Annotated in this window: 33 protein-coding genes, 1 tRNA gene and 1 pseudogene; 24 read left to right on the forward strand and 11 right to left on the reverse strand. The window is 69.4% G+C overall.

Annotated elements, in window-relative coordinates:
- On the forward strand, positions 1 to 316 hold a 316-nt coding region (locus WG212_RS21990; protein WP_337189257.1), incomplete at its 5' end, for an NAD-binding protein.
- A gap of 185 nt (positions 317 to 501) precedes the next feature.
- Positions 502 to 1,731, forward strand: a complete 1,230-nt coding sequence (hemA, locus tag WG212_RS21995) for a 5-aminolevulinate synthase (RefSeq protein WP_337189258.1) — start codon at positions 502 to 504, stop codon at positions 1,729 to 1,731.
- A 214-nt stretch (positions 1,732 to 1,945) separates the two neighbouring features.
- Here the strand turns inward: hemA and WG212_RS22000 are convergent, their stop codons facing one another.
- Positions 1,946 to 2,380: a MucR family transcriptional regulator gene (locus WG212_RS22000; protein ID WP_337189259.1), complete on the reverse strand. Its 435-nt coding sequence runs from the start codon at positions 2,378 to 2,380 to the stop codon at positions 1,946 to 1,948.
- 221 nt (positions 2,381 to 2,601) lie between these two features.
- On the opposite strand from WG212_RS22000, the gene glyA reads away from it, so the two are divergent.
- The 8 genes and pseudogenes from glyA to WG212_RS22040 all read left to right on the forward strand — a co-directional run bounded on the left by glyA (position 2,602) and on the right by WG212_RS22040 (position 9,121).
- Positions 2,602 to 3,891, forward strand: a complete 1,290-nt coding sequence (gene glyA, locus WG212_RS22005; protein WP_337189286.1) for a serine hydroxymethyltransferase — start codon at positions 2,602 to 2,604, stop codon at positions 3,889 to 3,891.
- A gap of 31 nt (positions 3,892 to 3,922) precedes the next feature.
- Entirely contained in the window at positions 3,923 to 4,390 is a 468-nt protein-coding gene (nrdR, locus tag WG212_RS22010) for a transcriptional regulator NrdR (protein WP_337189260.1), read from the forward strand.
- A gap of 248 nt (positions 4,391 to 4,638) precedes the next feature.
- Positions 4,639 to 5,283, forward strand: a complete 645-nt coding sequence (locus tag WG212_RS22015) for a RibD family protein (RefSeq protein WP_337189261.1) — start codon at positions 4,639 to 4,641, stop codon at positions 5,281 to 5,283.
- Positions 5,284 to 5,292: 9 nt separating this feature from the next.
- On the forward strand, positions 5,293 to 5,883 hold the full coding sequence (locus tag WG212_RS22020) for a riboflavin synthase (RefSeq protein WP_337189262.1): 591 nt from the start codon (positions 5,293 to 5,295) through the stop codon (positions 5,881 to 5,883).
- 30 nt (positions 5,884 to 5,913) lie between these two features.
- Positions 5,914 to 6,381: pseudogene (gene ribH, locus WG212_RS22025) on the forward strand (6,7-dimethyl-8-ribityllumazine synthase); the annotation flags it as partial.
- The gene (nusB, locus tag WG212_RS22030) at positions 6,378 to 6,872 is read left to right on the forward strand and encodes a transcription antitermination factor NusB (RefSeq protein ID WP_337189263.1); all 495 of its coding nucleotides are present in this window, start codon (positions 6,378 to 6,380) and stop codon (positions 6,870 to 6,872) included. The pseudogene ribH and the gene nusB, both read left to right, overlap by 4 nt.
- Positions 6,838 to 7,803 (forward strand): thiamine-phosphate kinase, encoded by a 966-nt coding sequence (thiL, locus tag WG212_RS22035; protein WP_337189264.1) that lies wholly within the window; start codon positions 6,838 to 6,840, stop codon positions 7,801 to 7,803. Before nusB ends, thiL begins: the two co-directional genes overlap by 35 nt.
- A 43-nt stretch (positions 7,804 to 7,846) precedes the next feature.
- Complete coding sequence (locus tag WG212_RS22040) at positions 7,847 to 9,121, forward strand: sulfatase-like hydrolase/transferase (RefSeq protein ID WP_337189265.1); 1,275 nt, start codon at positions 7,847 to 7,849, stop codon at positions 9,119 to 9,121.
- Positions 9,122 to 9,278: 157 nt separating this feature from the next.
- Here the strand turns inward: WG212_RS22040 and WG212_RS22045 are convergent, their stop codons facing one another.
- The gene (locus WG212_RS22045; protein WP_337189266.1) at positions 9,279 to 10,262 is read right to left on the reverse strand and encodes a retroviral-like aspartic protease family protein; all 984 of its coding nucleotides are present in this window, start codon (positions 10,260 to 10,262) and stop codon (positions 9,279 to 9,281) included.
- Positions 10,263 to 10,375: 113 nt separating this feature from the next.
- Between WG212_RS22045 and WG212_RS22050 the strand changes: the two genes are divergently transcribed.
- Entirely contained in the window at positions 10,376 to 10,825 is a 450-nt protein-coding gene (locus WG212_RS22050) for a hypothetical protein (protein WP_337189267.1), read from the forward strand.
- Between the two features lie 247 nt (positions 10,826 to 11,072).
- On the forward strand, positions 11,073 to 13,202 hold the full coding sequence (locus WG212_RS22055) for a sodium-translocating pyrophosphatase (RefSeq protein ID WP_337189268.1): 2,130 nt from the start codon (positions 11,073 to 11,075) through the stop codon (positions 13,200 to 13,202).
- Positions 13,203 to 13,293: 91 nt separating this feature from the next.
- Here WG212_RS22055 and bamE read toward each other — a convergent pair whose 3' ends face one another.
- A complete protein-coding gene (bamE, locus tag WG212_RS22060) occupies positions 13,294 to 13,800 on the reverse strand; it encodes an outer membrane protein assembly factor BamE (protein ID WP_337189269.1) in 507 nt (168 codons plus the stop codon).
- A gap of 127 nt (positions 13,801 to 13,927) precedes the next feature.
- Here bamE and WG212_RS22065 point away from each other — a divergent pair, with 127 nt between their 5' ends.
- The 6 genes from WG212_RS22065 (at position 13,928) to WG212_RS22090 (ending at position 17,929) form a co-directional block, all read left to right on the forward strand.
- Positions 13,928 to 14,455, forward strand: a complete 528-nt coding sequence (locus WG212_RS22065) for a ubiquinol-cytochrome C chaperone family protein (protein WP_337189270.1) — start codon at positions 13,928 to 13,930, stop codon at positions 14,453 to 14,455.
- On the forward strand, positions 14,440 to 14,967 hold the full coding sequence (locus WG212_RS22070) for a DUF177 domain-containing protein (protein ID WP_337189271.1): 528 nt from the start codon (positions 14,440 to 14,442) through the stop codon (positions 14,965 to 14,967). The genes WG212_RS22065 and WG212_RS22070 overlap by 16 nt, the downstream gene beginning before the upstream one ends.
- An 86-nt stretch (positions 14,968 to 15,053) precedes the next feature.
- Positions 15,054 to 16,109 carry a phosphate acyltransferase PlsX gene (gene plsX / locus WG212_RS22075; protein ID WP_337189272.1) on the forward strand — a complete coding sequence of 352 codons (1,056 nt, stop codon included), beginning with the start codon at positions 15,054 to 15,056 and terminating at the stop codon, positions 16,107 to 16,109.
- A complete protein-coding gene (locus WG212_RS22080) occupies positions 16,096 to 17,091 on the forward strand; it encodes a beta-ketoacyl-ACP synthase III (protein WP_337189273.1) in 996 nt (331 codons plus the stop codon). Before plsX ends, WG212_RS22080 begins: the two co-directional genes overlap by 14 nt.
- Before the next feature lie 99 nt (positions 17,092 to 17,190).
- Positions 17,191 to 17,493 carry an integration host factor subunit alpha gene (locus WG212_RS22085; protein WP_293379206.1) on the forward strand — a complete coding sequence of 101 codons (303 nt, stop codon included), beginning with the start codon at positions 17,191 to 17,193 and terminating at the stop codon, positions 17,491 to 17,493.
- A 16-nt stretch (positions 17,494 to 17,509) separates the two neighbouring features.
- A complete protein-coding gene (locus WG212_RS22090; protein WP_337189274.1) occupies positions 17,510 to 17,929 on the forward strand; it encodes a MerR family transcriptional regulator in 420 nt (139 codons plus the stop codon).
- A gap of 14 nt (positions 17,930 to 17,943) precedes the next feature.
- On the opposite strand, the gene WG212_RS22095 is transcribed toward WG212_RS22090, so the two are convergent.
- The 3 genes from WG212_RS22095 to WG212_RS22105 all read right to left on the reverse strand — a co-directional run bounded on the left by WG212_RS22095 (position 17,944) and on the right by WG212_RS22105 (position 18,698).
- Positions 17,944 to 18,213, reverse strand: a complete 270-nt coding sequence (locus WG212_RS22095; RefSeq protein WP_337189275.1) for a BrnA antitoxin family protein — start codon at positions 18,211 to 18,213, stop codon at positions 17,944 to 17,946.
- Positions 18,203 to 18,472, reverse strand: coding sequence for a BrnT family toxin (locus WG212_RS22100; protein ID WP_337189276.1), 270 nt, complete (start codon positions 18,470 to 18,472; stop codon positions 18,203 to 18,205). Before WG212_RS22100 ends, WG212_RS22095 begins: the two co-directional genes overlap by 11 nt.
- 149 nt (positions 18,473 to 18,621) lie before the next feature.
- A tRNA-Pro gene (locus tag WG212_RS22105) sits at positions 18,622 to 18,698 on the reverse strand.
- Between the two features lie 238 nt (positions 18,699 to 18,936).
- Here WG212_RS22105 and WG212_RS22110 point away from each other — a divergent pair.
- Complete coding sequence (locus tag WG212_RS22110; protein WP_337189277.1) at positions 18,937 to 19,443, forward strand: hypothetical protein; 507 nt, start codon at positions 18,937 to 18,939, stop codon at positions 19,441 to 19,443.
- A gap of 107 nt (positions 19,444 to 19,550) precedes the next feature.
- Here the strand turns inward: WG212_RS22110 and WG212_RS22115 are convergent, their stop codons facing one another.
- Positions 19,551 to 19,763 carry a DUF2842 domain-containing protein gene (locus WG212_RS22115; protein ID WP_337189278.1) on the reverse strand — a complete coding sequence of 71 codons (213 nt, stop codon included), beginning with the start codon at positions 19,761 to 19,763 and terminating at the stop codon, positions 19,551 to 19,553.
- 91 nt (positions 19,764 to 19,854) lie between these two features.
- Between WG212_RS22115 and WG212_RS22120 the strand changes: the two genes are divergently transcribed.
- From WG212_RS22120 to msrB, 5 genes are all read left to right on the forward strand, one after another.
- Positions 19,855 to 20,886: a COX15/CtaA family protein gene (locus WG212_RS22120; RefSeq protein WP_337189279.1), complete on the forward strand. Its 1,032-nt coding sequence runs from the start codon at positions 19,855 to 19,857 to the stop codon at positions 20,884 to 20,886.
- A 180-nt stretch (positions 20,887 to 21,066) separates the two neighbouring features.
- A complete protein-coding gene (rplM, locus tag WG212_RS22125) occupies positions 21,067 to 21,540 on the forward strand; it encodes a 50S ribosomal protein L13 (protein WP_337189287.1) in 474 nt (157 codons plus the stop codon).
- Positions 21,540 to 22,028, forward strand: a complete 489-nt coding sequence (rpsI, locus tag WG212_RS22130) for a 30S ribosomal protein S9 (protein WP_293378887.1) — start codon at positions 21,540 to 21,542, stop codon at positions 22,026 to 22,028. The genes rplM and rpsI overlap by 1 nt, the downstream gene beginning before the upstream one ends.
- A 75-nt stretch (positions 22,029 to 22,103) precedes the next feature.
- Complete coding sequence (gene argC / locus WG212_RS22135) at positions 22,104 to 23,081, forward strand: N-acetyl-gamma-glutamyl-phosphate reductase (protein ID WP_337189280.1); 978 nt, start codon at positions 22,104 to 22,106, stop codon at positions 23,079 to 23,081.
- A 103-nt stretch (positions 23,082 to 23,184) separates the two neighbouring features.
- Entirely contained in the window at positions 23,185 to 23,706 is a 522-nt protein-coding gene (msrB, locus tag WG212_RS22140) for a peptide-methionine (R)-S-oxide reductase MsrB (protein ID WP_337189281.1), read from the forward strand.
- Between the two features lie 9 nt (positions 23,707 to 23,715).
- Here the strand turns inward: msrB and WG212_RS22145 are convergent, their stop codons facing one another.
- From WG212_RS22145 to WG212_RS22160, 4 genes are all read right to left on the reverse strand, one after another.
- A complete protein-coding gene (locus WG212_RS22145) occupies positions 23,716 to 24,534 on the reverse strand; it encodes a DUF2807 domain-containing protein (RefSeq protein ID WP_337189282.1) in 819 nt (272 codons plus the stop codon).
- Between the two features lie 10 nt (positions 24,535 to 24,544).
- Positions 24,545 to 25,141 (reverse strand): DUF1700 domain-containing protein, encoded by a 597-nt coding sequence (locus WG212_RS22150; RefSeq protein ID WP_337189283.1) that lies wholly within the window; start codon positions 25,139 to 25,141, stop codon positions 24,545 to 24,547.
- On the reverse strand, positions 25,138 to 25,467 hold the full coding sequence (locus tag WG212_RS22155) for a PadR family transcriptional regulator (RefSeq protein ID WP_337189284.1): 330 nt from the start codon (positions 25,465 to 25,467) through the stop codon (positions 25,138 to 25,140). Before WG212_RS22155 ends, WG212_RS22150 begins: the two co-directional genes overlap by 4 nt.
- Before the next feature lie 148 nt (positions 25,468 to 25,615).
- Positions 25,616 to 26,123, reverse strand: a 508-nt coding sequence (locus WG212_RS22160) for a hypothetical protein (protein WP_337189285.1), incomplete at its 5' end; no start/stop codon positions are given.

Raw genomic sequence — 26,123 nt, forward strand, 5'->3', positions numbered from 1 at the left:
GCTGGGGCTGGACCCGGTGAAGTTCCACGAGATCGCGTCGCAGTCGTCGGGCCAATGCTGGAGCCTGACCAGCTACTGCCCCTGGCCCGGCCCGGTCCCCGCCGCGCCGTCGAACCGCGACTACGAGGGCGGCTTCGCCACAGCCATGATGCTGAAGGATCTCAAGTTGGCGCAGGAGGCGGCGGCCCGATCCGGCGCGGCCACGCCGCTGGGGGCGACCGCCGAGGGCCTCTACGCCCTGTTCGATCGCCTGGGCGGCGGCCCGAAGGACTTCTCGGCGATCCTCCAGATGCTCCGAGGCAGGGGGGTCGCCTGACACGTCGGGGTTGACCTGTATCAAGGCCGGCGAGGATTGCGGCGTCTATCTGCCGCACGATGAGACGCGAGACCCCTGCGGGCGCTGAATTTATGGACATTGTGAAATCGCGGCGCCAAAAGGCTGACGTATTCGAGGGGCCGGGCCGCGGCGCGCAATTTCGTTGCGCCAACCGGGATCTGATTATGGATTACAGGGAAAACTTCCGCGCAGCGCTGGAGCGGGTCCGGTCCGAAGGCCGCTACCGGGTCTTCGCCGACCTGAAGCGCCATCGCGGCGAATTTCCGCGCGCCACGTGGACGCGGCCGGACGGTTCGACCTCCGAGGTCACGGTCTGGTGCTCGAACGACTACCTGGGCCAGGGCCAGAACCCCGTGGTGCTCGACGCCATGCACAAGGCGATCGAGGAGGCCGGCGCCGGCTCGGGCGGCACCCGCAACATCTCGGGGACCACGCGCTACCACGTCGAGCTCGAACGCGAACTGGCCGATCTGCACGGCAAGGAAGCCGCGCTGCTGTTCACTTCAGGCTACGTCTCGAACGAGGCGTCGCTCTCGACCCTCTACAAGATCCTGCCCGGCCTGCTGATCTTCAGCGACGAGCTGAACCACAATTCGATGATCAGCGGCATCCGCGCCGGCAGGCGCGAGCAGCGGATCGTCTTCCGTCACAACGACCTCGAACACCTCGAGGAACTGCTGGCCGCCGCCGACCCGGCCGCGCCCAAGCTGGTCGCCTTCGAGAGCGTCTACTCGATGGATGGCGACATCGCCGACATCCGCGGCACCGTGGCGCTGGCCAAGAAGTACGGCGCGCTCACCTACATCGACGAGGTCCACGCGGTCGGCATGTACGGCTCCCGCGGCGCGGGCGTCGCCGAGCGCGACGGCATGATGGCCGAGATCGACATCATCGAGGGCACGCTGGGCAAGGCGTTCGGCGTCATGGGCGGCTACATCGCCGCCGATTCGGTGATCGTGGACGCGATCCGCAGCTATGCGGACGGCTTCATCTTCACCACCTCCCTGCCTCCGGCCCTGGCGGCGGGCGCGGTGGCTTCGATCCGCTACCTGAAGGATCACAACGCGGTCCGCGTCGCGCACCAGGCGCGCGCTGCGGCGCTGAAGGCCCGCCTGATTCGGGCCGGCCTGCCCGTCATGCCGTCGGTCAGCCATATCGTGCCCGTGCTGGTGGGCGACGCCATCCACTGCAAGATGATCTCGGACATCCTGCTCGAGGATCACGGCGTCTATGTGCAGCCGATCAACTATCCCACCGTGCCACGCGGCACCGAGCGGCTTCGCTTCACGCCGTCGCCGGCCCACGACGACCGGATGATGGACGAACTCGCCGAGGCGCTGGAAGCGCTCTGGGTCCGCTGCAACGTCAAGCGCATCGGGGGCTACGCCGCGTAGGCCGTCCGCGAATCGATCTCCTGTAGATGTCACCTGCGCGCGTTTGCCGCTGTGCGCCTTTGACACAACGCACGGTTGGCGGACTCGTGGCTCACTCGCGCCTGGGGACGGCCCACCTTCCGCCCGACATCGGACCGGCCCTGGACGCTTCCGTACCCGCGGAAGCGTCCCTAGGGGCGGACTGGCCAGGGGCGGACTGGGGTGCGGAGCCCGGCTAGGTCCGGCGCCGCACGCCGCGGCCGAGCCCGATCTTCTTGGCGAAGTCCGAACGCCGCGCCGCATAGGCCGGCGCCACCATCGGATAGTCCGGGGGCAGGCCCCAGCGGCGGCGGTAGTCCTCGGGGCTCATGTTGAAGCGCGAGCGCAGGTAGCGCTTGAGCATCTTCAGCTTCTTCCCGTCCTCGAGGCAGACGATGTAGTCGTGCTGGACGGAGCGTCCGATCGGCACCGCCGGCTTCGGCCGTTCCTCCACGACGGGCGTCGGCGCCGCGCCGGTGAGCTGGCTCAGGGTCTGGTGGACCGAGCGGATGATCTCGGGCACGGCGTCGGGCGTGACGGCGTTGCGGCTCACATAGGCGGCGACGATTCCCGCGCCGAGGCGCAACAGGTCCTCTCCCGACGGTCCGGAAGGTTCGGGGCCAACGCTCATCACCACCTCGTTTCGATACGACACGCACGCCGGAAGGCGCGGCCCCCTCTGTTTCCGGGGAAGATCATCATCCCCGGGGGCGCGTCCCGGCGTCTGCCGGGAAACGCGCGAGCGCGCCCCGCGGTTCCCGGCTGCGGTTGGAGTGGGCGGCGTTCGGGAGTAAAGGGGGCCGCCCCGCCGGACTTGAGTCTTCCCCACAGCGAAAGGCGCCGCCCTTGAACCTGCACGTGCAAGCCGAACCCTCGACCGAATCCTTCTTCCAGGCGGGAGTCGACGCCGCCGATCCCGAGCTCGCGAAGGTCCTCGCCGGCGAGCTGAAGCGCCAGCAGGACCAGATCGAACTGATCGCGTCCGAAAACATCGTCTCCAAGGCGGTGCTGGACGCCCAGGGCTCGGTCCTGACCAACAAGTACGCCGAGGGCTATCCGGGCAAGCGCTACTACGGGGGCTGCGAGGTGGTGGACGAGGCCGAGCGCCTGGCCATCGAGCGGGCGAAGCAGCTCTTCGGGTGCGAGTTCGCCAACGTCCAGCCCCACTCGGGCAGCCAGGCGAACCAGGCGGTGTTCATGGTCACCATGACGCCGGGCGACACCTTCATGGGCATGAACCTGGACCACGGCGGGCACCTGACGCATGGCAAGAGCGTCAATCAGTCGGGCAAGTGGTTCAGCCCCGTGGCCTATGGCGTGCGGGCCCAGGATCACCTGATCGACTATGACGAGGCGGCCGAGGTGGCGCGCGCCCACAGGCCCAAGGTGATCATCGCCGGCGGCTCGGCCTATTCGCGCCAGATCGACTTCGCGAAGTTCCGCCAGATCGCCGACGAGGTGGGCGCGATCCTGATGTGCGACGTGGCGCACTATGCCGGCCTGATCGTGGCCGGCGAATATCCGAACCCGTTCCCGCACGCCCACATCGTCACCACGACCACGCACAAGACGCTGCGCGGCCCGCGGGGCGGCCTGATCCTGACCAACGACAAGAAGCTGGCGAAGAAGATCGACAGCGCCGTCTTCCCCGGCCTCCAGGGCGGGCCGCTGATGCATGTGATCGCCGGCAAGGCCGTGGCCTTCGGCGAGGCGCTGAAGCCCGAGTTCAAGGTCTATGCGAAGCGGGTGATCGAGAACGCCCGCGCCCTGGCCGACAGCCTGCAGTCCGTGGGCTTCAAGATCGTCTCCAACGGCACCGACAGCCATCTGATGCTGGTGGATCTGACGCCCAAGGGCGTGAGCGGGGCCGTGGCCGAAGTGGCCCTGGAGCGGGCCGGGATCACCACCAACAAGAACTCGATCCCGGGTGACCCCCTGCCGCCGATGCAGACCTCGGGCCTGCGCGTCGGCTCGCCGGCGGGCACCACGCGTGGCTTCGGCGCGGCGGAGTTCCGCCAGGTGGGCCAATGGATCGGCGAGGTGCTGGACGCGGCGGCCAGCGGCGAGGATCCCACACCCGTCGAAAAGAAGGTGCGGGCGGAAGTCGTTGAACTGACACGGCGCTTCCCGATCTACAGCTAATGGTGTTGAGTGGCCGGGAAGGGGGCTAGATATGCGCTGCCCATTCTGTGGCCACGACGAGACCCAGGTGAAGGACAGCCGCCCGTCGGAAGACGGCGCGGCCATCCGTCGGCGGCGGCTGTGCCCCAAGTGCGAAGGCCGCTTCACCACGTTCGAGCGGGTTCAGCTTCGCGAGCTGACCATCCTGAAACGCTCGGGCCGGCGGGCGCCGTTCGACCGGGACAAGCTCGCCCGCTCGCTCTCGGTGGCGTTGCGCAAGCGCCCGGTGGAGCCGGAGCGGGTCGAGCGCATGATCTCCACGATCGTCCGCCAGCTCGAGAGCATGGGCGAGACCGAACTCGCGTCCTCGACCATCGGCGAGCTGATCATGAAGCACCTGAAGCAGCTCGATGACGTGGCCTATGTCCGCTACGCCTCGGTCTACCGCGACTTCAAGGAGACCGAGGACTTCGCCCGTTTCCTGGGCGAGGAAGGCCTGGGCGACGGCGAGGGGCGGTAGCCCGTCGCCGCATCGCGCGCCAGCGCCCTCGGTCGGACCACGAAGAACACGAAAAGGCATAGGGCGGCCGCCATCCGATCATCTCCGGCCTTTTCGTGCTTTTCGTGGTTCCAGCGCGAAGCGCCCCTGGAAGCTGGAAGGCGCCCCTTCGCGGCCTTGCAGGATTGGATGCCGGTGGGCCTCTTCGCCCCCTCGGAGTGCGAACAGGCGATTGGCGCCGGCCCGTCCCGCCGCCTAAAGGATAGGCGATGACCGTCACCCTCAAGCTCGCCACGTCGCTGGACGGCCGGATCGCGACCGCGACGGGTGAGAGCCGATGGATCACCGGTCCGCAGAGCCGGGAGCAGGTGCATCGCCTGCGCGCGGCGCACGACGCCGTGGTGATCGGGGTCGAGACGGCCCTGGCCGACGATCCCGAACTGACCGTCCGCCTGCCGGGCTATGCCGGCCGCCAACCCGCGCGCGTGGTGCTGGACAGCCGCCAGAGGCTGTCGCCCGACAGCCGGCTGGCGCGTACGGCGCGCGACGTCCCCACCTACGTCGTCGCCACGACGGCCCCGGAGCCCGCCCTCGCCGGACTGGGCGTCCGCGTCCTGACCGCGCCTGCGCTCGGCGAAGACCGGCCGGACCTGAAGACCGTGTCGCAGCTCCTGGCCGCCGAAGGCCTTGCGAATCTCTTCGTGGAGGGCGGGGGGCAGGTGGCGGGAAGCTTCCTGCGCTGCGGGCTGGTTGACGCCCTGGAGTGGTTCCGCGCGCCCATCGTCCTGGGTGGCGAGGGACGGCCGGGCATCGGCGCGCTGGCCGTTGCGTCCCTGAGCGAGGCGCCCCATTTCCGGCGGGTGGAGGTCAGCGTCCTGGGCGACGATCTCTGGGAACGCTACGCCAAGGCCTGAGGAAGCAGAATGTTCACCGGCATCGTCACCGACGTGGGACGGGTGCGCGCCGTACGCGACACCAACCGCGACCGCCGATTCGAGATCGAGACCCGCTTCGACCTCGACACCGTCGACATCGGCGCCTCGATCAGTCATGCCGGCTGCTGCCTCACCGTGGTGGAGAAGGGCGAGGGCTGGTTCGCCGTCGAGGTGTCGGGCGAGACGCTTTCGCTGACCACGCTGTCCGACTGGCGCGAGGGCCGCCCGGTGAACCTGGAGCGCGCCGCCCGCGTGGGCGACGAACTGGGCGGCCACATCGTCTCGGGGCATGTGGACGGCGTCGGCGAGGTCCTGTCGATCGAATCCGAAGGCGGCTCGCACCGCGTCCGCGTCCGCGCGCCCCGGCCGCTCCATCGCTTCATCGCGCCCAAGGGCTCCATCACCGTCGAGGGCGTGTCCCTCACCGTGAACGAGGTCGAGGACGACGTGTTCGGCGTGAACCTGATCCCCCACACCTGGGATGTGACCACGCTGGGCGGCCTCGAGCCCGGCGCCCGGGTGAACCTCGAGATCGACATGCTGGCGCGCTATCTCGCCCGCTGGCGCGAAACCGCCTAAGAGCGGTCTTCGACTGCACTTCAAGGACTTCCCATGAGCGACGAGCCGATCTGCATCCTGATCGTGGAGGCGCGCTTCTACGACGATCTGGCCGACGCCCTGCTCGACGGCGCCGTCCAGGCGCTGACGGCGTTCGGGGCCGAATACGACGTCGTCACGGTGCCGGGCGCGCTCGAGATTCCGGGCGCCATCGCCATCGCCGAGGACGCGGGCCAGAAGCCGGCGGGCAAGCACTATGACGGCTATGTGGCGCTGGGCTGCGTGATCCGCGGCGAGACCTATCATTTCGAGATCGTCTCGAACGAGAGCGCGCGCGGCCTCATGGACCTGACGGTCGGCAAGCGGCTCTGCATCGGCAACGGCGTCCTCACCACCGAGGACGACGAGCAGGCCTGGGCGCGCGCCCGGATCAGCGAGGGCGACACGGGCGGCGGCGCGGCGCGCGCCGCGCTGACCATGATCGCGCTCAAGCGCCAGTTGGCGGGCGGCCTGCGATGAGCGGCCACGCCTCGCGCTCGGTGGCGCGGCTCGCGGCCGTTCAGGCGCTCTATCAGATGGAGGTCTCCGCGATCGGGGTCGAGGCCGTGATCCGCGAGTTCACCGACCACCGCTTCGACCGCGACATCGAAGGCGTGGGCGCCGAGGGCGGGGACGGCGAGGGCGCCACCCTGGCCTCCGCGGACGAAGGATTCTTCGCCGACCTCGTCCGCGGCGTGGTGGCCGAACAGGCCCGGGTGGACGCCGCCATCGCCAGGCGGCTGGCCGAAGGTTGGCGGCTGGAGCGACTCGACGCTACCGTCCGGGCGATCCTGCGCGCCGGGGCCTTTGAACTCGCCCGCCGGCCCGACGTTCCCACCGAGGTGGCCATCGACGAATACGTCGAGGTGGCCAAGAGCTTCTTCGAGGGAACCGAGCCGGGCTTCGTGAACGGGGCTCTGGACGGGGTCGCCAAGGATGTCCGCCCAGCACGGAACGAACCCACTGGATGAATTCGGAGAGATCGCCCGCCTCTTCCGCCCGCTGACACGGGGCGCGCCGGGCGCGTTCGACCTCATGGACGATGCGGCGGTCCTGCCGCAGAGGCCCGGTCACGATCTGGTCGTGACCACCGACGCCATCGTCGAGGGCGTGCATTTCCCGGCGGGCGAAGCGCCCGACATGATCGCGCGCAAGCTGGTGCGGGTGAACGTCTCGGACCTGGCCGCCAAGGCCGCCGAGCCCTTCGCCGCCTTCCTGACGGTGAGCTGGCCGGGCGGCTACGAGGAGCGCGACCGGGCGCGGTTCGCCCTGGGCCTGGCGGCCGACCTCGAGGTCTTCGGCATGAGCCTCTACGGCGGGGACACCACGGCCACGCCGGGGCCGTTCACCTGCAGCCTGACGGCGATGGGCTGGACGCCGGCGGGCCGGATGGTGCGCCGGGGCGGGGCGCGGCCGGGCGACCGGCTGCTGGTCAGCGGGGCCATCGGGGACGCGACTCTGGGCCTGGCCGCGGTGATGGGCGAGATCGAGGACGCCGACGGCCGGCTGGCGCACCGCTACCGCATGCCCGAGCCGCGGCTGGACGTGCGCAACGCCCTCCGCCGCCACGCGACGGCGGCGGCGGACGTCTCGGACGGCCTGATCGCCGACGCCCGGCATATCGCCGAGGCCAGCGGCGTGGGCCTCTACATCGACCTGGACCAGCTTCCCCTGTCGGGCGCGGCGGCCACCTGGCTCGAGGATCAGCCCGACCCGGCCGCCGCCCTGGTCCGCCTGGCCACGGGCGGTGACGACTACGAGATCGTCTGCACGATGCCGTCGGGTTCGACCCGGCCGCGCGGCTTCACCGTCATCGGCGAGATCCGTGAGGCTCCCGGCCTCGAGGTCCGCGCCGCCGGCCGCGCCGTCGATCCCGGCGCCGGCGGCTGGCGGCACGGCTGAAGCGCGCTAAACCTCCACGGCGCGAAAAAGGGGAAGGGGACGCATGAGGCCGCCGAACGTCATCGTGATCCTGGCCGACGACCTCGGCTATGGCGACCTGGGCTGCTACGGCTCGACGCATGTCCGGACCCCCAACCTCGACCGGATGGCGGCCGAGGGCGCGCGGTTCACGGACTTCTACGCCTCGGCCAACGTCTGCACGCCGTCGCGGGCCGGGCTGCTGACCGGGCGCTATGCGATCCGTTCGGGGTTGGCGCACGAGGTGATCCAGCCGGCGGACACCACCGGCCTGCCGCCCGACGCCTGGACGATCCCCAAGGCCCTGAAGCCCGACTATGCGACCGCGTTGATCGGCAAGTGGCACCTGGGCCATGTGGCGCCGCACTGGCCGCCGACCGTCCAGGGCTTCGATCGTTTCCACGGCCTGGCCTACAGTCACGACATGCGGCCCCTGAAACTCTACGAGGCGGACGAAGGCGGCCTGACCGAGCACGAGGGCAAGGTCGACTTCGCCAGGCTCACCCAGGACTTCTTCGAGCAGGCCGGGGCGTTCGCCGAGGCCAATCGGGATCGCCCGTTCTTCGTGCTGCTGGCCCTGACCGCGCCGCACATCCCCCTGGTCCCGAACCCCGACGATCCGACCGACTCGCCGGGCGGCGTCTATGGCGACGTCGTGGAGGAGATCGACCTGGGCGTGGGCCGCCTCCTGGCTCGCCTGAAGGCCCTGGGCCTCGACGACGACACCCTCGTCGTCTTCACCTCCGACAACGGCCCCTGGTTCGAGGGCTCGTCCGGCCCCTTCCGCGAGCGCAAGGGCGGATCGGCCTGGGACGGCGGCTTCCGCGTGCCGTTCATCGCCCGGCTGCCGGGGCGCATCCCGGCGGGCCAGGTGAGCCCGGCGCTCGCCAGCAATCTCGATATCCTGCCCACCGTGCTCGCCCTGGCCGGTCGGACGCCGCCCGCGGACCTGGAACTGGACGGCGTGGACCTCTCGGCGTTGCTGACCACGGGGGAGGGCGACGGCCACGAGGAGATCCTGCTGTTCGACAACAACCAGGTGGGGGGACTCCGGACCGCCCGGTGGAAGCTGGTGGCGCGGTCCTACTACCGCAGGTTCGACATCCCGCTCGACGCCCTGCCGCTGCTGTTCGACATGCAGGCCGACCCGGGCGAGACCTACAGCGTCGCCGCCCGCCACCCCGAAGTCCTGGCGGACATGCGTGATCGTCTGGCCCGCGCCCGGGCGAAGTACGAGCCGATGGCTGGTCTCTTCCCGTCCCACGTGGCGCCGGCGAGCGCGGCGGACCACCCCGACTAGTGTCCCGATTCCGAAGTTCGCAAGCGCTTGTGGCGGGCTCGGACGAACTTCGGAATCGAGAAGGACACTAGCAAGTGTAGGCTTCTAGTGTGCTTTCTGGATTTGAAGTTCGCTCCAGCGCTCCACCCTGATGCAGGCGAACTTCAAATCCAGCACACTAGACGTCCCTGAAGTCGAACCGAACCCGGGAGCGGCCGAAGTCCAGGGCGACCTGCTCGAACTGGCTCAGGAGGTCGATCCCGAGCACCAGGGCGGGGCTGTTCTCCAGGTTCCAGATCCTGAACACATGCATGTCGGCGCAGGTCACCGGCACGTTGCCGAGATGCAGCCCGCCCAGGCGCAGGAACGGCAGGAACACCGCCTCGCCATAGAAGGGCTCGCCCGCCAGGGTCTCCATGCGCACGGTCTGCGGGGGCTGCGCCAGGCCATTGCGCTTCTCCTGGGCCCGGACCAGATCGCGCAGCTTGCCGTTGCACAGGGTGCCCTGGGCGCCGGAGTCGATGATGGCGCTGATCCGCCGGCCCGACAGCTCGGCGTCGACGATGGTGAGCTGGCCCTTTCGTCGCCGCGCCGGCACCACGACCGTCCGTCCCGGCTCGTTCCGATCGCTTCGGGACTCGACGATCAGCATGCGCCGGCCCTTGAAATCCAGGACCAGGCGCTGGCCCTTCAGCCAGTCGATCCCCAGGACGCCGTCCACCTCGGCGCCCTTGATGGGCAAGGCCGGCGCCTTCACGTTCCGGCGCTCCCGCGGACCCACCTGAAGGTTGTCGAGATGGACGATGGGGCGGTGGCGAACGCCCACCAGGGTGTGCACGGGCGCGGAGTCCACCGCCCGCAGGGCGAGCTGGTCGGCGAGTCTATTGGAGACGCAGCTCACGTTCGCGCCGGTGTCCAGGAGGAAGTTGAACGGTCCCCGGCCGTTGATGCTGACCGGCGCCAGCATGTGCTCGTGCGCGGACTCCCGCGTCGCCAGTTCGGTTTCGGCGGTATCGGCCTCGTCGGGCTGCTCGATCACGGGCGCCGGGTCGTCGGGTTCCGAGGCCAGGGCGCGGCCTGCCGACAGTCCCACACCGCCCGACAGTCCCGTGGCGCCGGCCGCCAGCAGGCCGACGGCGGCTTGGCGACGCGTGGGCGACATGGCGAGCCTCCCTGGACCTGTTTTCATCAGAGTACCATTGTTCGCGAACACCCGCCACGCGCGTGGCGGGCGGCCTCAACCTTGCGGCAAGGGTTTTCCGGCAGAAGCGCAGCATGCTGCGCCGCGCATTCCTGTTCGCCGCCGTCGGCCTTTCGGCCGCGCCCGTCGCCGGGCAGGGCGCCTGGGCCGCCGCGCCCAAGGGGAAGGAGGGCGACGGCAAGGGCGACGTCGGCCAGTACGTGGAACTGCAGCCGGTGGGCTTGCCGGTCGTCCTGGACCGGAAGCTGGTGAACTACATCTTCGTCCGCATCCGGATAAACCTGACCAATACGGCCAACGCCGCGCGCCTGCGCGAGAAGGAACCCTTCTTCCGCGACGCCCTGGTGCGGACGGCGCATCGCACCCCGTTCACGCTCCCGTCGGATCTCGCGGCGATCGACGTCGCGAAGCTCTCAGCCGCCCTGAAGCGGGACGCCGCGACGATCGCGGGGCCGGGCCAGATCCTGTCGATCGAGGTGACGTCCCAGGCCCCCCGCCGGCGAGGATTGACGCCGGCCGCCTGACACGCCGCCGAGTTCCCCGCCCGCGGGTGCGGCCTATCCCCTGCCGCCGCGTGAACCGCCACCCGGCGGGCAGGTTGCGTGGCTCCTCGAAACCTGAGTAGTTTTCTAAGTCTTTCCGGGGCCGCGCGGTGCGGTCCTGGAACGAGTTGGGGAAACGCAAGGGAGCAAGGGGTCCGCGACGTCCGCCCGCAGGTGGCGGCCGAAGACCCTTCTCCGCATACATGCTCGCAGAGGGGCGATAATCGAGATGAGTTCCGTTCTATTGTTGGTGATCGGCGCAGGCGCGCTGGCGGTGCTGTACGGCGTCGCCCAGACGATGTCGCTGCTCCGGGCGTCGCCGGGCAACGCCCGGATGCAGGAGATCGCCGCCGCCATCCAGGAAGGCGCACAGGCCTATCTGAACAAGCAGTACACCGCCATCGCCATCGTCGGCGTGGTGATCCTGATCGCGCTGGGCGTGCTGCTCGGCGTCCTACCGGCCGTGGGCTTCCTGATCGGCGCCGTGCTCTCGGGCCTCGCGGGCTTCGCGGGCATGCTGATCTCGGTCCGCGCCAACGTGCGCACGGCCCAGGCCGCCTCGGAGGGCCTGGCCAAGGGCCTGTCGCTGGCGTTCCGCTCGGGCGCCATCACCGGCATGCTGGTGGCCGGCTTCGCCCTGCTGGGCGTGGCGGGCTACTACTACGTCCTGACCGGCGCCATGGGCCTGGCCGTCACCGACCGGACCGTGGTCGACAGCCTGGTGGCCCTGGGCTTCGGCGCCTCGCTGATCTCGATCTTCGCCCGCCTGGGCGGCGGGATCTTCACCAAGGGCGCCGACGTGGGCGGCGACATGGTGGGCAAGGTCGAGGCCGGCATTCCCGAGGATGACCCGCGCAACGCCGCGACCATCGCCGACAACGTGGGCGACAACGTGGGCGACTGCGCCGGCATGGCCGCCGACCTGTTCGAGACCTACGCGGTGACCACGGTCGCCACCATGGTCCTGGGCGCCATCTTCTTCCGGGCCATGCCCGAGGTGGTGGGGAACATGATGCTGCTGCCGCTGGCCATCTGCGGCGTCTGCATCATCACCTCGATCATCGGCACCTTCTTCGTCCGCCTGGGCAAGTCGAACAACATCATGGGCGCGCTGTACCAGGGCCTGATCGTCACCGGCGTTCTGTCGGTGGGCGCGGTCTGGTGGGTCGTCAACGCCCTGGTGACCGGCCCGGTCACCGTCGGAGACAAGACCTTCGGCGCGAACGAACTGTTCTTCTGCGGCGTCGCCGGCCTCGTGGTCACGGCGCTCATCGTGATCATCACCGAATACTATACCGGCACGGGCTTCCGGCCGGTGAAGTCGGTGGCCAAGGCCTCGGTCTCGGGCCACGGCACCAACGTGATCCAGGGCCTGGCCATGAGCCTCGAGTCGACGGCGGCTCCGGCCATCGTCATCATCGCCGGCATCATCGTCACCTACGGCCTGGCCGGCCTGTTCGGCATCGCCATCGCCACCACGGCCATGCTGTCGCTGGCGGGGTTCATCGTGGCGCTCGACGCCTTCGGTCCTGTCACCGACAACGCCGGCGGCATCGCCGAGATGGCGGGCCTGCCGCCGGAGGTGCGCGTCACAACCGACGCCCTCGACGCCGTGGGCAACACCACCAAGGCGGTGACCAAGGGCTATGCCATCGGCTCGGCCGGGCTGGGCGCCCTGGTGCTCTTCGCCGCCTACACCGAAGACCTGAAGTACTTCGTGGCCGAGGCGGTTCCGGGCTCGTTCTTCGACGGCCTGGGCGCGGTGACCTTCGACCTCTCCAACCCGTATGTGGTCGTGGGCCTGCTGTTTGGCGGCCTGCTGCCGTTCCTGTTCGGCGGCATGTCGATGACCGCCGTGGGTCGCGCGGCCGAGGCCGTGGTCGAGGAGGTGCGTCGCCAGTTCCGCGAGAACCCGGGCATCATGACCGGCGAGGTGAAGCCCGAGTACGGCAAGGCGGTCGGCATCCTGACCGGCGCCGCGATCCGCGAGATGATCGTCCCCTCGCTGCTGCCGGTGGCCTCGCCCGTGGTGCTGTTCTTCGTCATCCAGGCGATCGCCGGGCCGGTGAACGGCTTCGCGGCGCTGGGCGCCATGCTGATGGGCGTGATCGTGACGGGCCTGTTCGTGGCCATCTCGATGACCTCGGGCGGCGGCGCGTGGGACAACGCCAAGAAGCTGATCGAGGAAGGCCACCACGGCGGCAAGGGCTCCGAGGCCCACAAGGCCGCGGTGACCGGCGACACCGTCGGCGACCCCTACAAGGACACGGCGGGCCCCGCCGTGAACCCCATGATCAAGATCACCAACATCGTGGCCCTGCTGCTGCTGGCGATCCTGGCCCACGGGGCGGTCGGCTGACGGCGTCGACAGTCTGAAACGCGAAGGCCCCGGAGAGCGATCTCCGGGGCCTTCTGCTTTCCGATCCCTGGCCGTGAAGCGGAGGGCGGCGCTACCGCCGGTCGCCGGGCCGCGATCCGGGCACGCCCTCGTCGTCGGGCGGCAGCATGCCGCCGCGACCGACGCTGCCCAGGAGCTGTTCCAGCACCGTCATCTCGCGGCCGCGGGTGGGCGTTTCGCGGTCGTTGAACGCGATCACCTTGCCGTCCTTGAGCGTGTAGACGTTCACCGTCTCGACGACCTCCGACTCCTTGTTGAAGGCGATCGCGGTGACGTTCCGCGCGGTCACCCGCGGCTTGCGGAACGCGACCCGCTCCTTGATCTGGTTCACATAGAACCAGACGTTGGGATCGAAGGTCGACTGCACCGAAGGCGAGCCCAGCTTGGCGCGGACGGTCGATTTGGTGTCCGTGCCCACCGCCACGTCCTTGGGATCGCTGTCGATGGCCTGGAAACCCGAATAGCTGGTGATCGGCGAGCACGCCGAAAGCCCGCCGGCGGCCACGACGGCGGCGGCCAGGACGGCGGCAGAGACGGCTTTGGCGGGGCTGCGGGACATTCGGGCTCGTTTCTGGCGGACTCGGTTCGCATTGCCGGACGGCAAGAGGCTTTGACCTATCGCCGGCCGCCCCTTAGTTCAATGCGCCCTTTTTGTACGCAGCCAGAGGGGCGAAATCGAGGCCGTCATGCTCAAGCGCCTGTTCAAGCCGAGGCCGGCGGTCGCCGCCGGGCGCGAACTCTACGCCGTCACCGTCGCCCAGGCGCGCACGCCCGGTCTCTACGCCGACCTGCGCGTGGCCGACTCGCCCGAGGGCCGATTCGAACTCTACAGCCTGCACGTCTACCTCCTGCTGGAGCGGCTGAAGGGGCAGGGCGACCGTGCCTCCGAGATCGCCCAGGCCCTGTTCGACACCTACGTCAGCGCCCTGGACCACGCGCTGCGCGAACTGGGGGTCGGCGACCTGTCGGTGGGCAAGAAGATGCGCAAGCTGGGCGAGGCCTTCTACGGCCGGGTGAAGTCCCTGGAGGAGGCCCTGGCCTCTCTGCCCGACCGCACCGACCTGGAGGCTGTGCTGGCGCGCACCGTCTATGAAGGCGGTGCGGCCGAGAACGCGCCGGCCCTGGCCGACTATGTCCTGGCCCAGCGCCAGGCCCTGGCGACCCAGGACGTCGACGCCATCTGCAGCGGCGCGGTCGCATGGGCGAAGCCGTGACCTGGCCGCGCGTCGTCCGCCTCCACGAGCTGGCCCGGGGACCGGTGACGGTGGACCTGGCTCCCGACCCAGAGCAGCGGGCCGCCATCGCGCGCCGCCTCGGACTGAGGTCGCTGCCCGCCCTGACGGCCCGGGTGGTCGTGCGGGCCTGGATGGACGGCGCCGAGGTCAGCGGACGCTTCGACGCCGTCGTGGAGCAGGTGTGCGGCGTCTCGCTCGATCCCTTCGAGCAGCCGGTCGCCGGCGACTTCGTGGTGCAGGCGGTCCCGGCCGGCAGCCCGCACGCCGCCGCGGGCGAGGGGGGAGAGCTCGAGCTGGACCCCGATGCGCCCGACGCTCCGGACGTGCTGGACGGCGATGCGATCGATGTGGCGGGCTATGTGGTCGAGCATCTGGGGCTGGAGCTCGATCCGTTCCCCCGCAAGCCGGGCGCCGTGTTCGACTATGCCGCTCCGGAAACCGACGCGTCGCCGTTCGCGGCGCTGAAGAAGCTGACCGAGCCGAAGGCCTAGTTTCCAGCCGCCACCGCGCCGGAGTATGGTCGCGGGGACGAATCCGACCGGCCGCCGCGCCGGGCGCGTGGGGGACGACACACCGCTTGACACAGCCCTTGGTGATATCCGTCGACGCCATGGGCGGCGATCATGGCCCGTCGGTGGTGGCGCCGGCGTGCGCAGAGGCCCTGGCCGACCGGCCGAACATCCGTCTCCTGCTCCACGGCGACGAGGCCGCGATCGGCGCGGCGCTGGCGCGGCACGAGGCCGTGCGAGGGCGGATCGAGGTCCGGCACTCGGACAAGGTCGTGTCCATGGACGAGAAGCCGGCCCAGGCCATGCGCCGCGGCAAGGGTTCGTCGATGTGGAACGCCGTCGAGGCCATCCGCGAGGGCCAGGCCGCCGCCGCGGTCTCGGCGGGCAACACCGGCGCCCTGATGGCGATCTCGAAGCTGATCCTGAGGATGAGCGCCGAACTGGAGCGCCCGGCGCTGGTCGCCAGCATCCCGCATCCGAACGGGGTGACCACCTTCCTCGACGTGGGCGCCAACGTCGACTGCGATGCCGAGCGCCTGGTCGAGTTCGCCATCATGGGCGAGGCGTACCACCGCGCGGCCCACGGCGTGGCCCGTCCCACAGTGGGCCTGCTCAACGTTGGGTCCGAGGAGATGAAGGGTCACGAGGAGGTCCGCCAGGCTCACGGGGTGCTGCGGGAAGGCGGGATCGACCTGGCCTACAAGGGCTTCGTCGAGGGCGACGACATCACCAAGGGCGCCGTCGACGTCGTGGTCACCGACGGCTTCACCGGCAACGTGGCCCTCAAGGCGATGGAGGGCGCCGCGCGTTTCATGTACGACGAGCTGCGCGCCGCGCTGACGAAGTCCGGCCCGGCGACCAGCCTCGGCGCCCTGCTGGCCCGGGGCTCCCTGCTGAGGTTCCGCGACAAGTTGAGCCCGCCGCCCGCCGCGCCGCTCCTCGGGCTGAACGGCCTGGTGCTCAAGTGCCACGGCGGCGCCGACCAGCGTGACTTCGCCAAGGCCATACGCGCGGCCGCCGATGTGGCGCAAAGCGGGTTTGCCTCAGAGATCGAACGGAATATGAGGCGGCTTCCCGCCGCGCTCGCCGAGGCGGGTCCGGCCGCCGCGGATGGAGCCGCCTGAATTGTCCAAAGTCCTGCGTAGCGTCGTGACCGGTGTCGGCGGCTTCCTGCCCGACCGCATCGTGACGAACGACGAACTGTCCAAGGTCGTCGACACCTCGGACGAATGGATCCGCGAGCGCACGGGCATTCGCCAGCGCCGGCAGGCCGACGACGGGACGCCGGTCTCCGACCTGGCTGTCGAGGCCGCCCGCCGGGCGCTGGAGGCCGCCGGCCGCACGCCGGCGGACGTGGACCTGATCATCGTCGCCACGACGACTCCGGATCTGACCTTCCCGGCCACGGCCGCCATCGTCCAGCGCAAGCTGGGCTGCCCTGTCGGCGTCGCCTTCGACGTCCAGGCGGTGTGCTCGGGGTTCGTCTACGCGCTCTCGGTGGCCGACGGCTTCGTCGCCCGCGGTCGCAGCGCCTGCGCTCTCGTGATCGGCGCCGAGGTGATGACCCGCCTCATGGACTGGAGCGACCGCGGCACCTGCGTCCTGTTCGGCGACGGCGCGGGCGCCGTCGTTCTGGAGCCGGGTGAAGGGGCGGGGACCACGGCGGATCGCGGCCTGCTCGGCTTCGCCCTGCGCGCCGACGGGACCAAGCAGGACCTCCTCTACGTCGATGGCGGCGTATCGACCAACCGTGAGACCGGCTATCTCCGGATGCAGGGCAATCAGGTGTTTCGTCACGCGGTCGTGAACATCTCGGAGGCCGTGATCGCGGCGGCGGCCGATGCCGGCGTTTCGGTGTCGGAGGTGGACTGGTTCATTCCCCACCAGGCCAACCAGCGCATCCTGGAAGGGGTGGCGCGCCGTCTGGGCATCGACGAGAGCAAGGTCATCTCCACGGTGGCCGAGCACGCGAACACCTCGGCGGCGTCGATTCCGCTTGCGCTGGACCAGGGGCTGAAGGACGGTCGCATCCGGCCCGGTCAGCTCCTGCTGCTGGAAGCGATGGGCGGCGGACTGACGTGGGGCGCCTGCGTCCTGCGTCTTTGAGATTCGCTTACGCATGAGCGGTAAGGCGTGACTTGAAGTCTTTGTGACAATAGGACAATCAGGATCATGAACGACGTGGGGGCGGGGGCCAGGGCGATCATGAAAGGGCCGACGGTGACACGGGCCGATCTCTGCGAAGCCGTCCACGAACAGGTCGGCCTGACGCGCCAGGACTGCTCCGAGTTGGTCGAGCGCGTGCTGGAGCTGATGTGCCAGGCCCTGGAGCGGGGCGAACAGGTCAAGCTTTCGGGCTTCGGCGTCTTCCAGGTCCGCGCCAAGCGCGCGCGCATGGGCCGCAATCCCAAGACCGGCGAGCCGGCGGCCATCGACCCGCGGCGCGTGATCGGATTCCGCGCCAGCCAGGTGATGAAGGCGCGGGTCGACCGCGCGCTCTCGCGGTGAGGACGTCGTAACCGCGGTGGCGAAGGGCCCGGACGCCTTCCGCACGATCTCCGAAGCGGCGGACGAGCTTCACGTGCCTCAGCACGTCCTGCGGTTCTGGGAAACCAAGTTCACCTTCATCAAACCCATGAAGCGGGCCGGGGGCCGGCGCTTCTATCGCCCCTCCGACATCGCGGTGCTCCGCGGCGTCCGGCGCCTGCTGCACGACGAGGGCTACACCATCAAGGGCGTGCAGAAGCTGCACCGCGAACAGGGGATCAGGCGCCTGGTCGCGGCCGGGGAGGGCGTGGCCGTGCCGGCGCCCGAGACGCCCTCGCGCCGTGCGCGCGCCCAGGCCGACACTGGGCCCCAGGGCCTGATCGACGCCCTGCGCGACCTCGAAAACGCCAAAGCCCGCCTGGACCGGCTGCTCAAAGGATTAGGGGAATCCCGCTGAATCGCGGCCGCCGCCTATAGCCGCCCCTCGGCGATCAGGCTGGCGAGAGCGTCGTTGACCTGGGTCTGCCAGCCCTTGCCCTTGGCCCGAAGGTGCTCGACGACGGCGGCGTCGAGCCGGAGGCTGATGGGCTCCTTGGTCGCCTCGGCCTTGGGGCGGCCTCGCCGGACCTTCGCCATGAAGGCTTCGCCATGAACCTCGCGCGCGGGCCGCATCCTGCCCAGCATATCGTCGGTCAGCGGCGGCGGATCGCCGTGGATCGCGGGGTCATACTTAGGCTTCATATCGTCTCACCTCGTTGCGGGTCGACCGCCAAAGGCTGATCGCCCTGATGGCGTCCTCATGCGAGCCCTCGGCATAGATCAGGGTGTGGAGCCGGTCGCCGATGTAGCCGATCGCGTAGAAGCGCATCTCGCCGTAGTCGAAGCGGTCATCCTCGACCACGAGGGCGGTGTTCCAATCGAACCTCTCCGCCGCCTTCAGCGACACGCCGTGCTTGGCGAGGTTCGCTTCGTCCTTGGCGGGGTCGAACTCGAGAGTCACGAATTATCGTATATACGGAATATCACGCGATTGCCAGTATTATCGTATATACGAATAATCGTGCGCGCGAACTTCGCCAAGGCTCGGGTGCTTCGCCGGGATTCGGCGACAAGATTCTGAAAGATTTGGAAAATCTCGCCGCCGGCCGCTGGTCGGAGCGACAGGATTTGAACCTGCGACCCCTTGACCCCCAGTCAAGTGCGCTACCAAGCTGCGCCACGCTCCGACGGCCCGGCGGCGAGGGCGCTCTTCTAGCGGAACATGGGATGAGGGCAACGACAAAGTTTGCGGCCATTGCTACGGCATGTCTCTTCGCGGGGACGGTCGCGCAGGCGCAGACGTCGCCTTGGGTGAACAAGCCTTCAGACGAAGATCTGGCCGCGGCCTTCCCACGTACGGCGTCGGTTGACGGATGGGCGAGTATCCAGTGTCGAATTCTTCCAAGTGGAGAACTGAACGCCTGTATGGTGACAGATGAATCTTCCATAGATCAGCGCTTCGGCGAGGCGGCTCTTGGTCTTTCCGAAAAGTTCAAATCGACGCCTGAATTCGCCAGAGCACAATCTGAAGGCGTACGTATTCGCCTTGAATTCCTCAAACCTCTCGATCCTATTCTTATTCCCCGTCTTCGCGCCGCAAGGTTTAAGACCGACAAGCGCTACAAGCTTGGGCCCCCGGGCCCCTATTTCCCCGATCGGGCCTTTCGCTATCGGCAGAGTGGGATGGTGCTGGTCGATTGCAAAGTGGCTGATGACGTGGGTCGACTTCGCGATTGCCGGCTCGCGGTATCGGTGCCCGAAGGATGGGGTTTCGATGAGGCTGTAATGCGGATGGCCAGGGATGGCTGGATGATGGCCGATGCGGAGCCCGTCGGGACGCCAGCTCCTGCTGACGGGTATTGGCGGTTCCGAGTGGATTTTCCCCGCCCGCCGTATGATTGGCGGATGCATTCGCGCCCGCTGCCGAAATAGAATCCGCAAGGTTCAACGAATGGAAGCGCGGCCTGGATCATCTTCCTCCGCCGACGCGGAGAACCGCCGCTGAGGCCGCGGAGTTCGATTCACAGGAGCGGTGATGCTCACCCCTCCCGGTTCATCCAGCGGATGAGCGGGAACAGCGGCACCCCCCAGAGTGTCCCGAAGAAACCGTAGTAGGCCAGCTTCACGGCCCAGTGGTCGGGCAGTTCGTCCGCCAGCGACGCGACGACGGTGATGTAGACGACCAGGAACACCAGGATGACGATCATGCCGATGAACTTGCGCAGGCGCGGAGAAAGCAGGCGGGGAGACATGGCGTCGTCATAGAGCGCTGGGCGTTCGCACGTAAGCCCGCTAAAGGACGCGGCCAAAGTTCAGCCGAGAAATTGCGCCAATCGCGCCCCCATGACTTCGTTCCTGCGTTCCGATCGATCCAAGCCCGTCGCGATCTGGCTGTTCGTGGTGGCCGCCCTCGTGCTGGCGATGATCGTGGTCGGCGGCGCCACGCGGCTGACCGACTCCGGCCTCTCGATCACCGAATGGCGGCCCGTGACCGGCGCCGTCCCCCCGCTCAGCGAAGCGCACTGGCAGGCCGAGTTCGCCAGGTACCGCCAGATCCCGCAGTACGCGCAAATCAACGCCGGCATGAGCCTGGACCAGTTCAAGTTCATCTACTGGTGGGAGTGGGGGCACCGCTTCCTGGGGCGGCTGCTGGGCCTGGTCTTCGCCGCGCCGTTCGCCGTCTTCGCCATTCGCCGCCAGATCCCCCGGCGGCTCCTGCCGCGGCTGGGCGGCATCTTCGTCCTGGGCGCGCTTCAGGGCGTTGTCGGCTGGTGGATGGTGGCCAGCGGCCTTGTGGACCGCGTCTCGGTGGCCCCCGAGCGGCTGATGGTCCACCTGGGGCTGGCGTTCGCCCTCCTGGGCCTTCTTCTCTGGACCGCTTTCGACGCCTGGGCCGGCGCGGCGCGGCAGACCCTGCCCAGCCCCTGGGGGCGGCGGGCCGCCTGGCTCATCGGATTGATCTACCTCCAGGTGCTGCTGGGCGCCCTGGTGGCGGGCAACGATGCGGGGCTGGTCTACAACGACTGGCCGCTGATGAACGGCGACCTCGTCCCCGACGACTACTGGGCCGGCTCCCTCTGGGGGACGATCGCGCACAGCCAGGGGGCGGTGCAGCTTCATCACCGGATCGTCGGCTACGGGCTCGCGCTGGCGGCGCTGGCGCTGGGCGTGGGCGCCTGGCGGTCGAGCTATCTCTCGCGCGAGGCCAAGGTCCTGGGCCTCGCCACGGCCGGCGGCGTCCTCGCCCAGGCCGCGCTCGGGATCGCGACGCTGATGGCCGTCTCGCCTCTGGGCCTGAGCATCGCCCACCAACTCCTGGCGGCGGTCGTCCTCGGCCTCGCCGTGGCGTTCGGGTGGCGCGTGCGGCGCGTCTGATCGGCTGATTTTAGAGGTATTATAATACCTATATATATAAGTAATTGAATTTATGATATTTCCTTTGGAGGTGTTCGGAATCTTCCCGTTGACTTCGGGGTGGATGGGCGGCATATGCCGCGCCTCGTATCGGGTCGCCTTCCGGCGTCCCGCGTCAGGTTCATTGGATCGTCCCTCATGCTGAAGAGCACCACGGCTTCGCTGAAGCCCGCCGAGGTCGAGAAGAAGTGGATCGTTGTCGATGCCGAGAACGCCGTGGTCGGCCGTCTCGCGTCGTTCATCGCCATGCGTCTTCGCGGCAAGCACCGGCCCGACTACACGCCCCACGTCGACTGCGGCGATTTCGTCGTCGTCGTGAACGCCCACAAGGTGAAGTTCACGGGCAAGAAGGCGACCGACGAGGTCTACTACTGGCACACCGGCCATCCGGGCGGCGTGAAGCAGCGGACCCCGGCGCAGATCCTGGCCGGCAAGTATCCCGAGCGCGTCCTGCAGAAGGCCGTCGAGCGGATGCTGCCCAAGGAGAGCCCGCTGGCCCGCAAGCAGATGACGCACCTGCGCATCTACAACTCGCCGGAGCACCCGCACGCGGCGCAGAATCCCGAGACCATCGCGTTCGCCGAGCTGAACGCCAAGAACGTGCGGAGCGTCTGATGAGCGAAGCCACTCCCCAAGCCACGGGCTTCGACGCCCTCAAGGGCCTGGGCACGCAGCCGGCCGAAGAGGCCGTGGTCCGCGAGCCCAAGATCGACGCCCAGGGCCGCGCCTATGCGACCGGCAAGCGCAAGAACGCCGTCGCCCGCGTCTGGATCAAGCCCGGCAAGGGCACGATCACGATCAACGGCCGCGACCAGACGGTGTACTTCGCCCGCCCGGTGCTGCGCATGATGATCGCCCAGCCGATGGAACTGACCGACCGCGCCGGCCAGTTCGACGTCGTCGCCACCGTGGAAGGCTCGGGCCTCTCGGGGCAGGCGGGCGCCGTGCGTCACGCCATCTCGAAGGCCCTGACCTACTACGAGCCCGGCCTGCGCGCCGTGCTGAAGCCGCATGGCCTGCTGACCCGCGACCCGCGTGTCGTGGAGCGCAAGAAGTACGGCAAGGCCAAGGCCCGACGCAGCTTCCAGTTCTCGAAGCGCTGACCGCGCGCGAGCATTCGCGTTTGCAGGAGGGCGCTTCGGGCAACCGAGGCGCCCTTTCTCTTTCCGGAGGCCCGTATGGCCCACACAGTCTTCATCGACGGCGAAGCCGGCACCACGGGGCTCCAGATCCGCGACCGGCTGGCGGCCCGCCCGGACCTCGAGGTCCTGTCCATCGATCCCGAGCGGCGCAAGGACGCCGAGGCGCGGCGCGAGCTGCTGAACGCGGCCGACGCCGTGGTGCTGTGCCTGCCCGACGACGCGTCGCGCGAGGCGGTCTCGATGATCGCCTCCAACCGCGTGAAGGTGGTGGACGCCTCGACGGCGTTCCGAACGGCGCCCGGCTGGACCTATGGCTTCGCCGAGATGTCGAAGGACCAGCGCGCGGCGATCCAGGGTTCGACCCGGGTCGCGAACCCCGGCTGCTACCCGACGGGCTTCATCGGCCTGATGCGGCCGCTGGTGGCGGCGGGCCTCGTGCCGGCCGACTTCCCGGTGACGGTCAACGCGATCTCGGGTTACTCCGGCGGCGGCAAGGGGCTGATCGCCGAATTCGAGGGGCCGGCGCCCGAGGGCACGAACGACGCCTTCCGCGCCTATGGCCTGCCGATGGCGCACAAGCACCTGCCCGAGATGCAGCTCCATGCGGGCCTCGACCATCCGCCGGTCTTCGCGCCGTCCGTGGGCCGGTACGCCCAGGGGATGCTGGTCGAAGTCCCGCTCCAGCTCCGGGCGCTGCCCGGGAAGCCCTCGCCGGACGACCTGCACGCCGCCCTGGCCGCCGCCTATGCGGACGAGGTGTTCGTGGAGGTCGCGAGCCGTGACGAATGCGCCGAGCTTCAGAAGGCCCGCGCTGGAGCCGCGAACTACGTTCGCGACCTCGATCCCGAGGCGCTGAACGGCACGAACCGGATGCGGCTGTTCGTGTTCGGCTCGGCCGACGGAAGCCAGGCGCGGCTGACGGCCCTGCTGGACAACCTGGGCAAGGGCGCGTCGGGCGCGGCGGTCCAGAACCTCAACCTGATGCTGGGCCTGCCCGAGGGCGCGGGCCTGTGAGGCTGCGGCGACACACGCTCTGGAGTCCCGGCCCATAGTTTCGCCGCAGGGATGGGCTGATGTCGGCTTGCATCCCCGACCGTCGCGGAGGCGTAATCCCGGCATGGATCCCATCCGTCCTAATCCCGACCGTCCTCCTGTCGACCGGCGCCGGCTGCTCGTGGGCGGCGCGGGGTTCGTCGCCGCCGCGGCGGTGTCGCCCGCCTTCGCCGCCAAGCCCGACGCCTACGCCGACTCGCCCTGGCGCAGGGTGAGCGATGCCGAGTGGCGCAAGCGCCTGCCGGCCGCGGCCTACCGGGTCCTGCGCCACGAGGACACCGAGCGGGCGGGAACCAGCCCCCTCAATCGTGAGAAGCGGAAGGGGACCTACCACTGCCTGGGCTGCGACCTAGCCCTGTTCAGCTCGGCGACCAAGTTCGAGAGCGGCACGGGCTGGCCCAGCTTCTACCGGCCGCTGCCGGGCGTGTTCGGGACCAAGACCGACCACAGGATCGGCGTGGCCCGCACCGAGTACCACTGCGCCCGGTGCCTTGGGCACCACGGCCACGTCTTCGAGGACGGGCCGCGGCCCACGGGCCTGCGCTACTGCAACAACGGCGTGGCGCTGAAGTTCGTCCCGGCCTGACGATCCGCCTCAGAGGGCCTCGCCCGTCGGGGCGGGCGCGCCGCCGCGGCGGACGCGGCCGGCGCCGGTGACGTCGCTTTCCAGCCGCGGCGGGTCGGTGAGCAACCGGACCTCGGCGGCGCCGGAGACTTCCAGCCGCGCCCAGTCGGTGGGGGCGAGCGCGGCTTCGCCCGCGCCCGAGACCTCGGCCTCGACGCCCTTGGCCTTGAGCCGCCCGAGGTCCGCCCCGGCGCTGTCCGACACCTCCAGGCTCACCGCGTCGGCCTCGCCCTCGGCCTTCACCGAGGCGTCGCCCGAGACCTCCAGGCTAAGACGCGCCTGGCGATAGCCTTCGATGGACAGGGTGTTGCGGCCCGAGACGTCGAAGCTGCGGATGTCGGGCGCGCGCACCACGATGGTGAGCTTGGGCCGGGTCCAGCGCCGCCCCTGGTCGTAGCGGATGCTGTCGCCGCGGACGATCACGCGTTCGACCGCGCGCTGCGGCCCGGTGACTTCGACCCGGCCGGGACCGGCTTGCTGGATGTAGCGGACGTCGGCGGGCAGGTCGATGTCGAGGCTGTCGGCGCCGCTCCAGTCGAGGGTTCGCGTGGTCTCGGGTCCGCCGGCGCCGGCGGTGTCGTCCCAGCCGTCGCGGTCGCGCTTCCATTCGACGTCCCAGTTCCCGTTCCAGTCGGCGTCCCAGCCGCGCCAGGACCCCCATTTCCCGGAAAAGGCGCTCCAGCCGCCGCGGGCGACGAGGTCGGGCCCACCGATGGCGACGGCGGCCGAGAGGGCGCCGACCGAGAGCACGAAGCCCGCGACGGCGATCATGACGAGGGTGCGGATCATGGCGTCCTCCTCAGCCCTGGCCTGCAGGATTCTGGCTTGCAAGATTCTGGGGTTCGAGCGCCGGCTTCAGCAGCCGGTAGTGAAGGCGGCCGTACCAGACCAGGGCGTTGATCAGGCCGACCGACAGGATCGTGAGCACCGCGCCGACCGACGTCGAACCGGCCATGATTCCGATGCCCGCCAGGATGGCGGCCACCGGCCCGCCGGGCGGTGCGAAGAAGGGCCCGGCGGCGAACACCACGGCGCCGGCGAAGAAGGCGACGATGGCGGCGACCGCCACGGCGATCATGGCGCTGGCCACGCCCATCAGGATGGGTAGCAGCACCAGGATGTCGATGGCGCCCAGGCCGATGACGGCAAAGACCGCCGCCGCCGCCGAGGAGGCGGTGCGTTCCTCGCGCCAGCGGTTGAGGGAGCTCTCGGCGCGGATCTCCCGGGCCAGACGATCTGGGTCGCCGAGCGCGGCGGCCACCTCGGCCTCGGTGCGCCCGGCGGCCTCGCCGTCGGTGAAATGGGCCTCGTAGTCGGCCACGATGTCGGCCACGGCCTGCGGCGTCTGGCCCCGAAGGCCTTCGCGCAACCGGGCGATGAACGCCTGACGTGTCATTCGGCCCCTCCGAATACGATCTGGTCCACGGCGCCGGAGAAGGACGTCCAGGCGTCCTTCTGGCCCTCGAATGTCTTCCGCCCGCTCTCGGAGAGCCGGTAGTATTTGCGCGGCGGCCCGGAGGAGCTCTCGACCAGATAGGTCTGGACGAGGCCGTCGCCCTGGAGGCGGCGCATCAGCGGATAGATGGTGCCTTCGCCCATGCCGATGGCGTCGGCGAGGCGGCTGGCGATCTCGTAGGCGTAGCTGTCCTGATGGGACAGAAGCGCCAGGACGCAGAGTTCCAGCGCCCCCTTCTTCAACTGGATCTCGATGGCTTCAGGCACGCTCTTGCGCCTCCTTGCTCACCCACGAGGTACGGCAAGGTACTGAGTGACGCAAGATAGCTTGTATTAAATGTTAGTAAGCCGGCGATGTGCGCCGCGCCTCGCCCGGTGGGGAGGAGAGGGCGGCCTGGGCGAGGCGGCTGGGGCTTCAGCTCGAGTTGAACGGGTGGTCCGGGACGATGCGCCTGGGCCAGTGGGCGAAGGGGTCGGGGCTGGGGGGTGAGGCCGGCTCGTGCTTCGCGCGGTCCACGGATGCACACGGAGACACACGGATAGGGGCGTCGGCGCCGTCCGTGGGGATCGGTGTGCATCCGTGGACCGACTGAGGGGGATGTTCGGGCGCCTGCGGCGGCTGGGGTTCGGGGCGGGAGACCTCGCGGGCTTCGCCTTCGATGAGGTCGCCGTCACCTTCGGGGTCGTCCTGGGGGTCGTTCCCGGGGCCGCCTTCCGAGTCCTCGTCGTGGAGGTCCATGAGGGTGCGGGCGCGGCGGATCTGGGTGTCGAGGTCCTCGGTGAGGAAGTCGGGCCTTTCGATCCAGTCCCAGGCCTCGTCGTGGAAGCGCTCGGCGAGGTCGTCCTGCTCGGCGGGATCGCAGCCCTGTCCGGCGGCGGCGTCGCGGACGGCGTCGGCCAGGACGTCGAGCCGCCCGGCGCGG

It is taken from the genome of Phenylobacterium sp., assembly GCF_037189685.1.
Classification (GTDB): Bacteria; Pseudomonadota; Alphaproteobacteria; order Caulobacterales; family Caulobacteraceae; genus Phenylobacterium.

What these genes read in the sequence shown, in the direction of transcription:
- WG212_RS22050 (WP_337189267.1), top strand. Translation starts at nt 10,376, where the DNA reads ATGCTGCGCCGCGCATTCCTGTTCGCCGCCGTCGGCCTTTCGGCCGCG.
- nusB (WP_337189263.1), top strand. Translation starts at nt 6,378, where the DNA reads ATGAGCGGCCACGCCTCGCGCTCGGTGGCGCGGCTCGCGGCCGTTCAG.
- msrB (WP_337189281.1), top strand. Translation starts at nt 23,185, where the DNA reads ATGGATCCCATCCGTCCTAATCCCGACCGTCCTCCTGTCGACCGGCGC.
- WG212_RS22015 (WP_337189261.1), top strand. Translation starts at nt 4,639, where the DNA reads ATGACCGTCACCCTCAAGCTCGCCACGTCGCTGGACGGCCGGATCGCG.
- thiL (WP_337189264.1), top strand. Translation starts at nt 6,838, where the DNA reads ATGTCCGCCCAGCACGGAACGAACCCACTGGATGAATTCGGAGAGATC.
- WG212_RS22120 (WP_337189279.1), top strand. Translation starts at nt 19,855, where the DNA reads ATGACTTCGTTCCTGCGTTCCGATCGATCCAAGCCCGTCGCGATCTGG.
- WG212_RS22115 (WP_337189278.1), bottom strand. Translation starts at nt 19,763, where the DNA reads ATGTCTCCCCGCCTGCTTTCTCCGCGCCTGCGCAAGTTCATCGGCATG.
- WG212_RS22055 (WP_337189268.1), top strand. Translation starts at nt 11,073, where the DNA reads ATGAGTTCCGTTCTATTGTTGGTGATCGGCGCAGGCGCGCTGGCGGTG.
- WG212_RS22150 (WP_337189283.1), bottom strand. Translation starts at nt 25,141, where the DNA reads ATGACACGTCAGGCGTTCATCGCCCGGTTGCGCGAAGGCCTTCGGGGC.
- WG212_RS22095 (WP_337189275.1), bottom strand. Translation starts at nt 18,213, where the DNA reads ATGAAGCCTAAGTATGACCCCGCGATCCACGGCGATCCGCCGCCGCTG.
- WG212_RS22145 (WP_337189282.1), bottom strand. Translation starts at nt 24,534, where the DNA reads ATGATCCGCACCCTCGTCATGATCGCCGTCGCGGGCTTCGTGCTCTCG.
- WG212_RS22080 (WP_337189273.1), top strand. Translation starts at nt 16,096, where the DNA reads ATGGAGCCGCCTGAATTGTCCAAAGTCCTGCGTAGCGTCGTGACCGGT.
- WG212_RS22000 (WP_337189259.1), bottom strand. Translation starts at nt 2,380, where the DNA reads ATGAGCGTTGGCCCCGAACCTTCCGGACCGTCGGGAGAGGACCTGTTG.
- nrdR (WP_337189260.1), top strand. Translation starts at nt 3,923, where the DNA reads ATGCGCTGCCCATTCTGTGGCCACGACGAGACCCAGGTGAAGGACAGC.
- bamE (WP_337189269.1), bottom strand. Translation starts at nt 13,800, where the DNA reads ATGTCCCGCAGCCCCGCCAAAGCCGTCTCTGCCGCCGTCCTGGCCGCC.
- WG212_RS22040 (WP_337189265.1), top strand. Translation starts at nt 7,847, where the DNA reads ATGAGGCCGCCGAACGTCATCGTGATCCTGGCCGACGACCTCGGCTAT.
- hemA (WP_337189258.1), top strand. Translation starts at nt 502, where the DNA reads ATGGATTACAGGGAAAACTTCCGCGCAGCGCTGGAGCGGGTCCGGTCC.
- WG212_RS22085 (WP_293379206.1), top strand. Translation starts at nt 17,191, where the DNA reads ATGAAAGGGCCGACGGTGACACGGGCCGATCTCTGCGAAGCCGTCCAC.
- WG212_RS22020 (WP_337189262.1), top strand. Translation starts at nt 5,293, where the DNA reads ATGTTCACCGGCATCGTCACCGACGTGGGACGGGTGCGCGCCGTACGC.
- WG212_RS22070 (WP_337189271.1), top strand. Translation starts at nt 14,440, where the DNA reads ATGGGCGAAGCCGTGACCTGGCCGCGCGTCGTCCGCCTCCACGAGCTG.
- WG212_RS22045 (WP_337189266.1), bottom strand. Translation starts at nt 10,262, where the DNA reads ATGTCGCCCACGCGTCGCCAAGCCGCCGTCGGCCTGCTGGCGGCCGGC.
- argC (WP_337189280.1), top strand. Translation starts at nt 22,104, where the DNA reads ATGGCCCACACAGTCTTCATCGACGGCGAAGCCGGCACCACGGGGCTC.
- rpsI (WP_293378887.1), top strand. Translation starts at nt 21,540, where the DNA reads ATGAGCGAAGCCACTCCCCAAGCCACGGGCTTCGACGCCCTCAAGGGC.
- WG212_RS22065 (WP_337189270.1), top strand. Translation starts at nt 13,928, where the DNA reads ATGCTCAAGCGCCTGTTCAAGCCGAGGCCGGCGGTCGCCGCCGGGCGC.
- WG212_RS22110 (WP_337189277.1), top strand. Translation starts at nt 18,937, where the DNA reads ATGGTGACAGATGAATCTTCCATAGATCAGCGCTTCGGCGAGGCGGCT.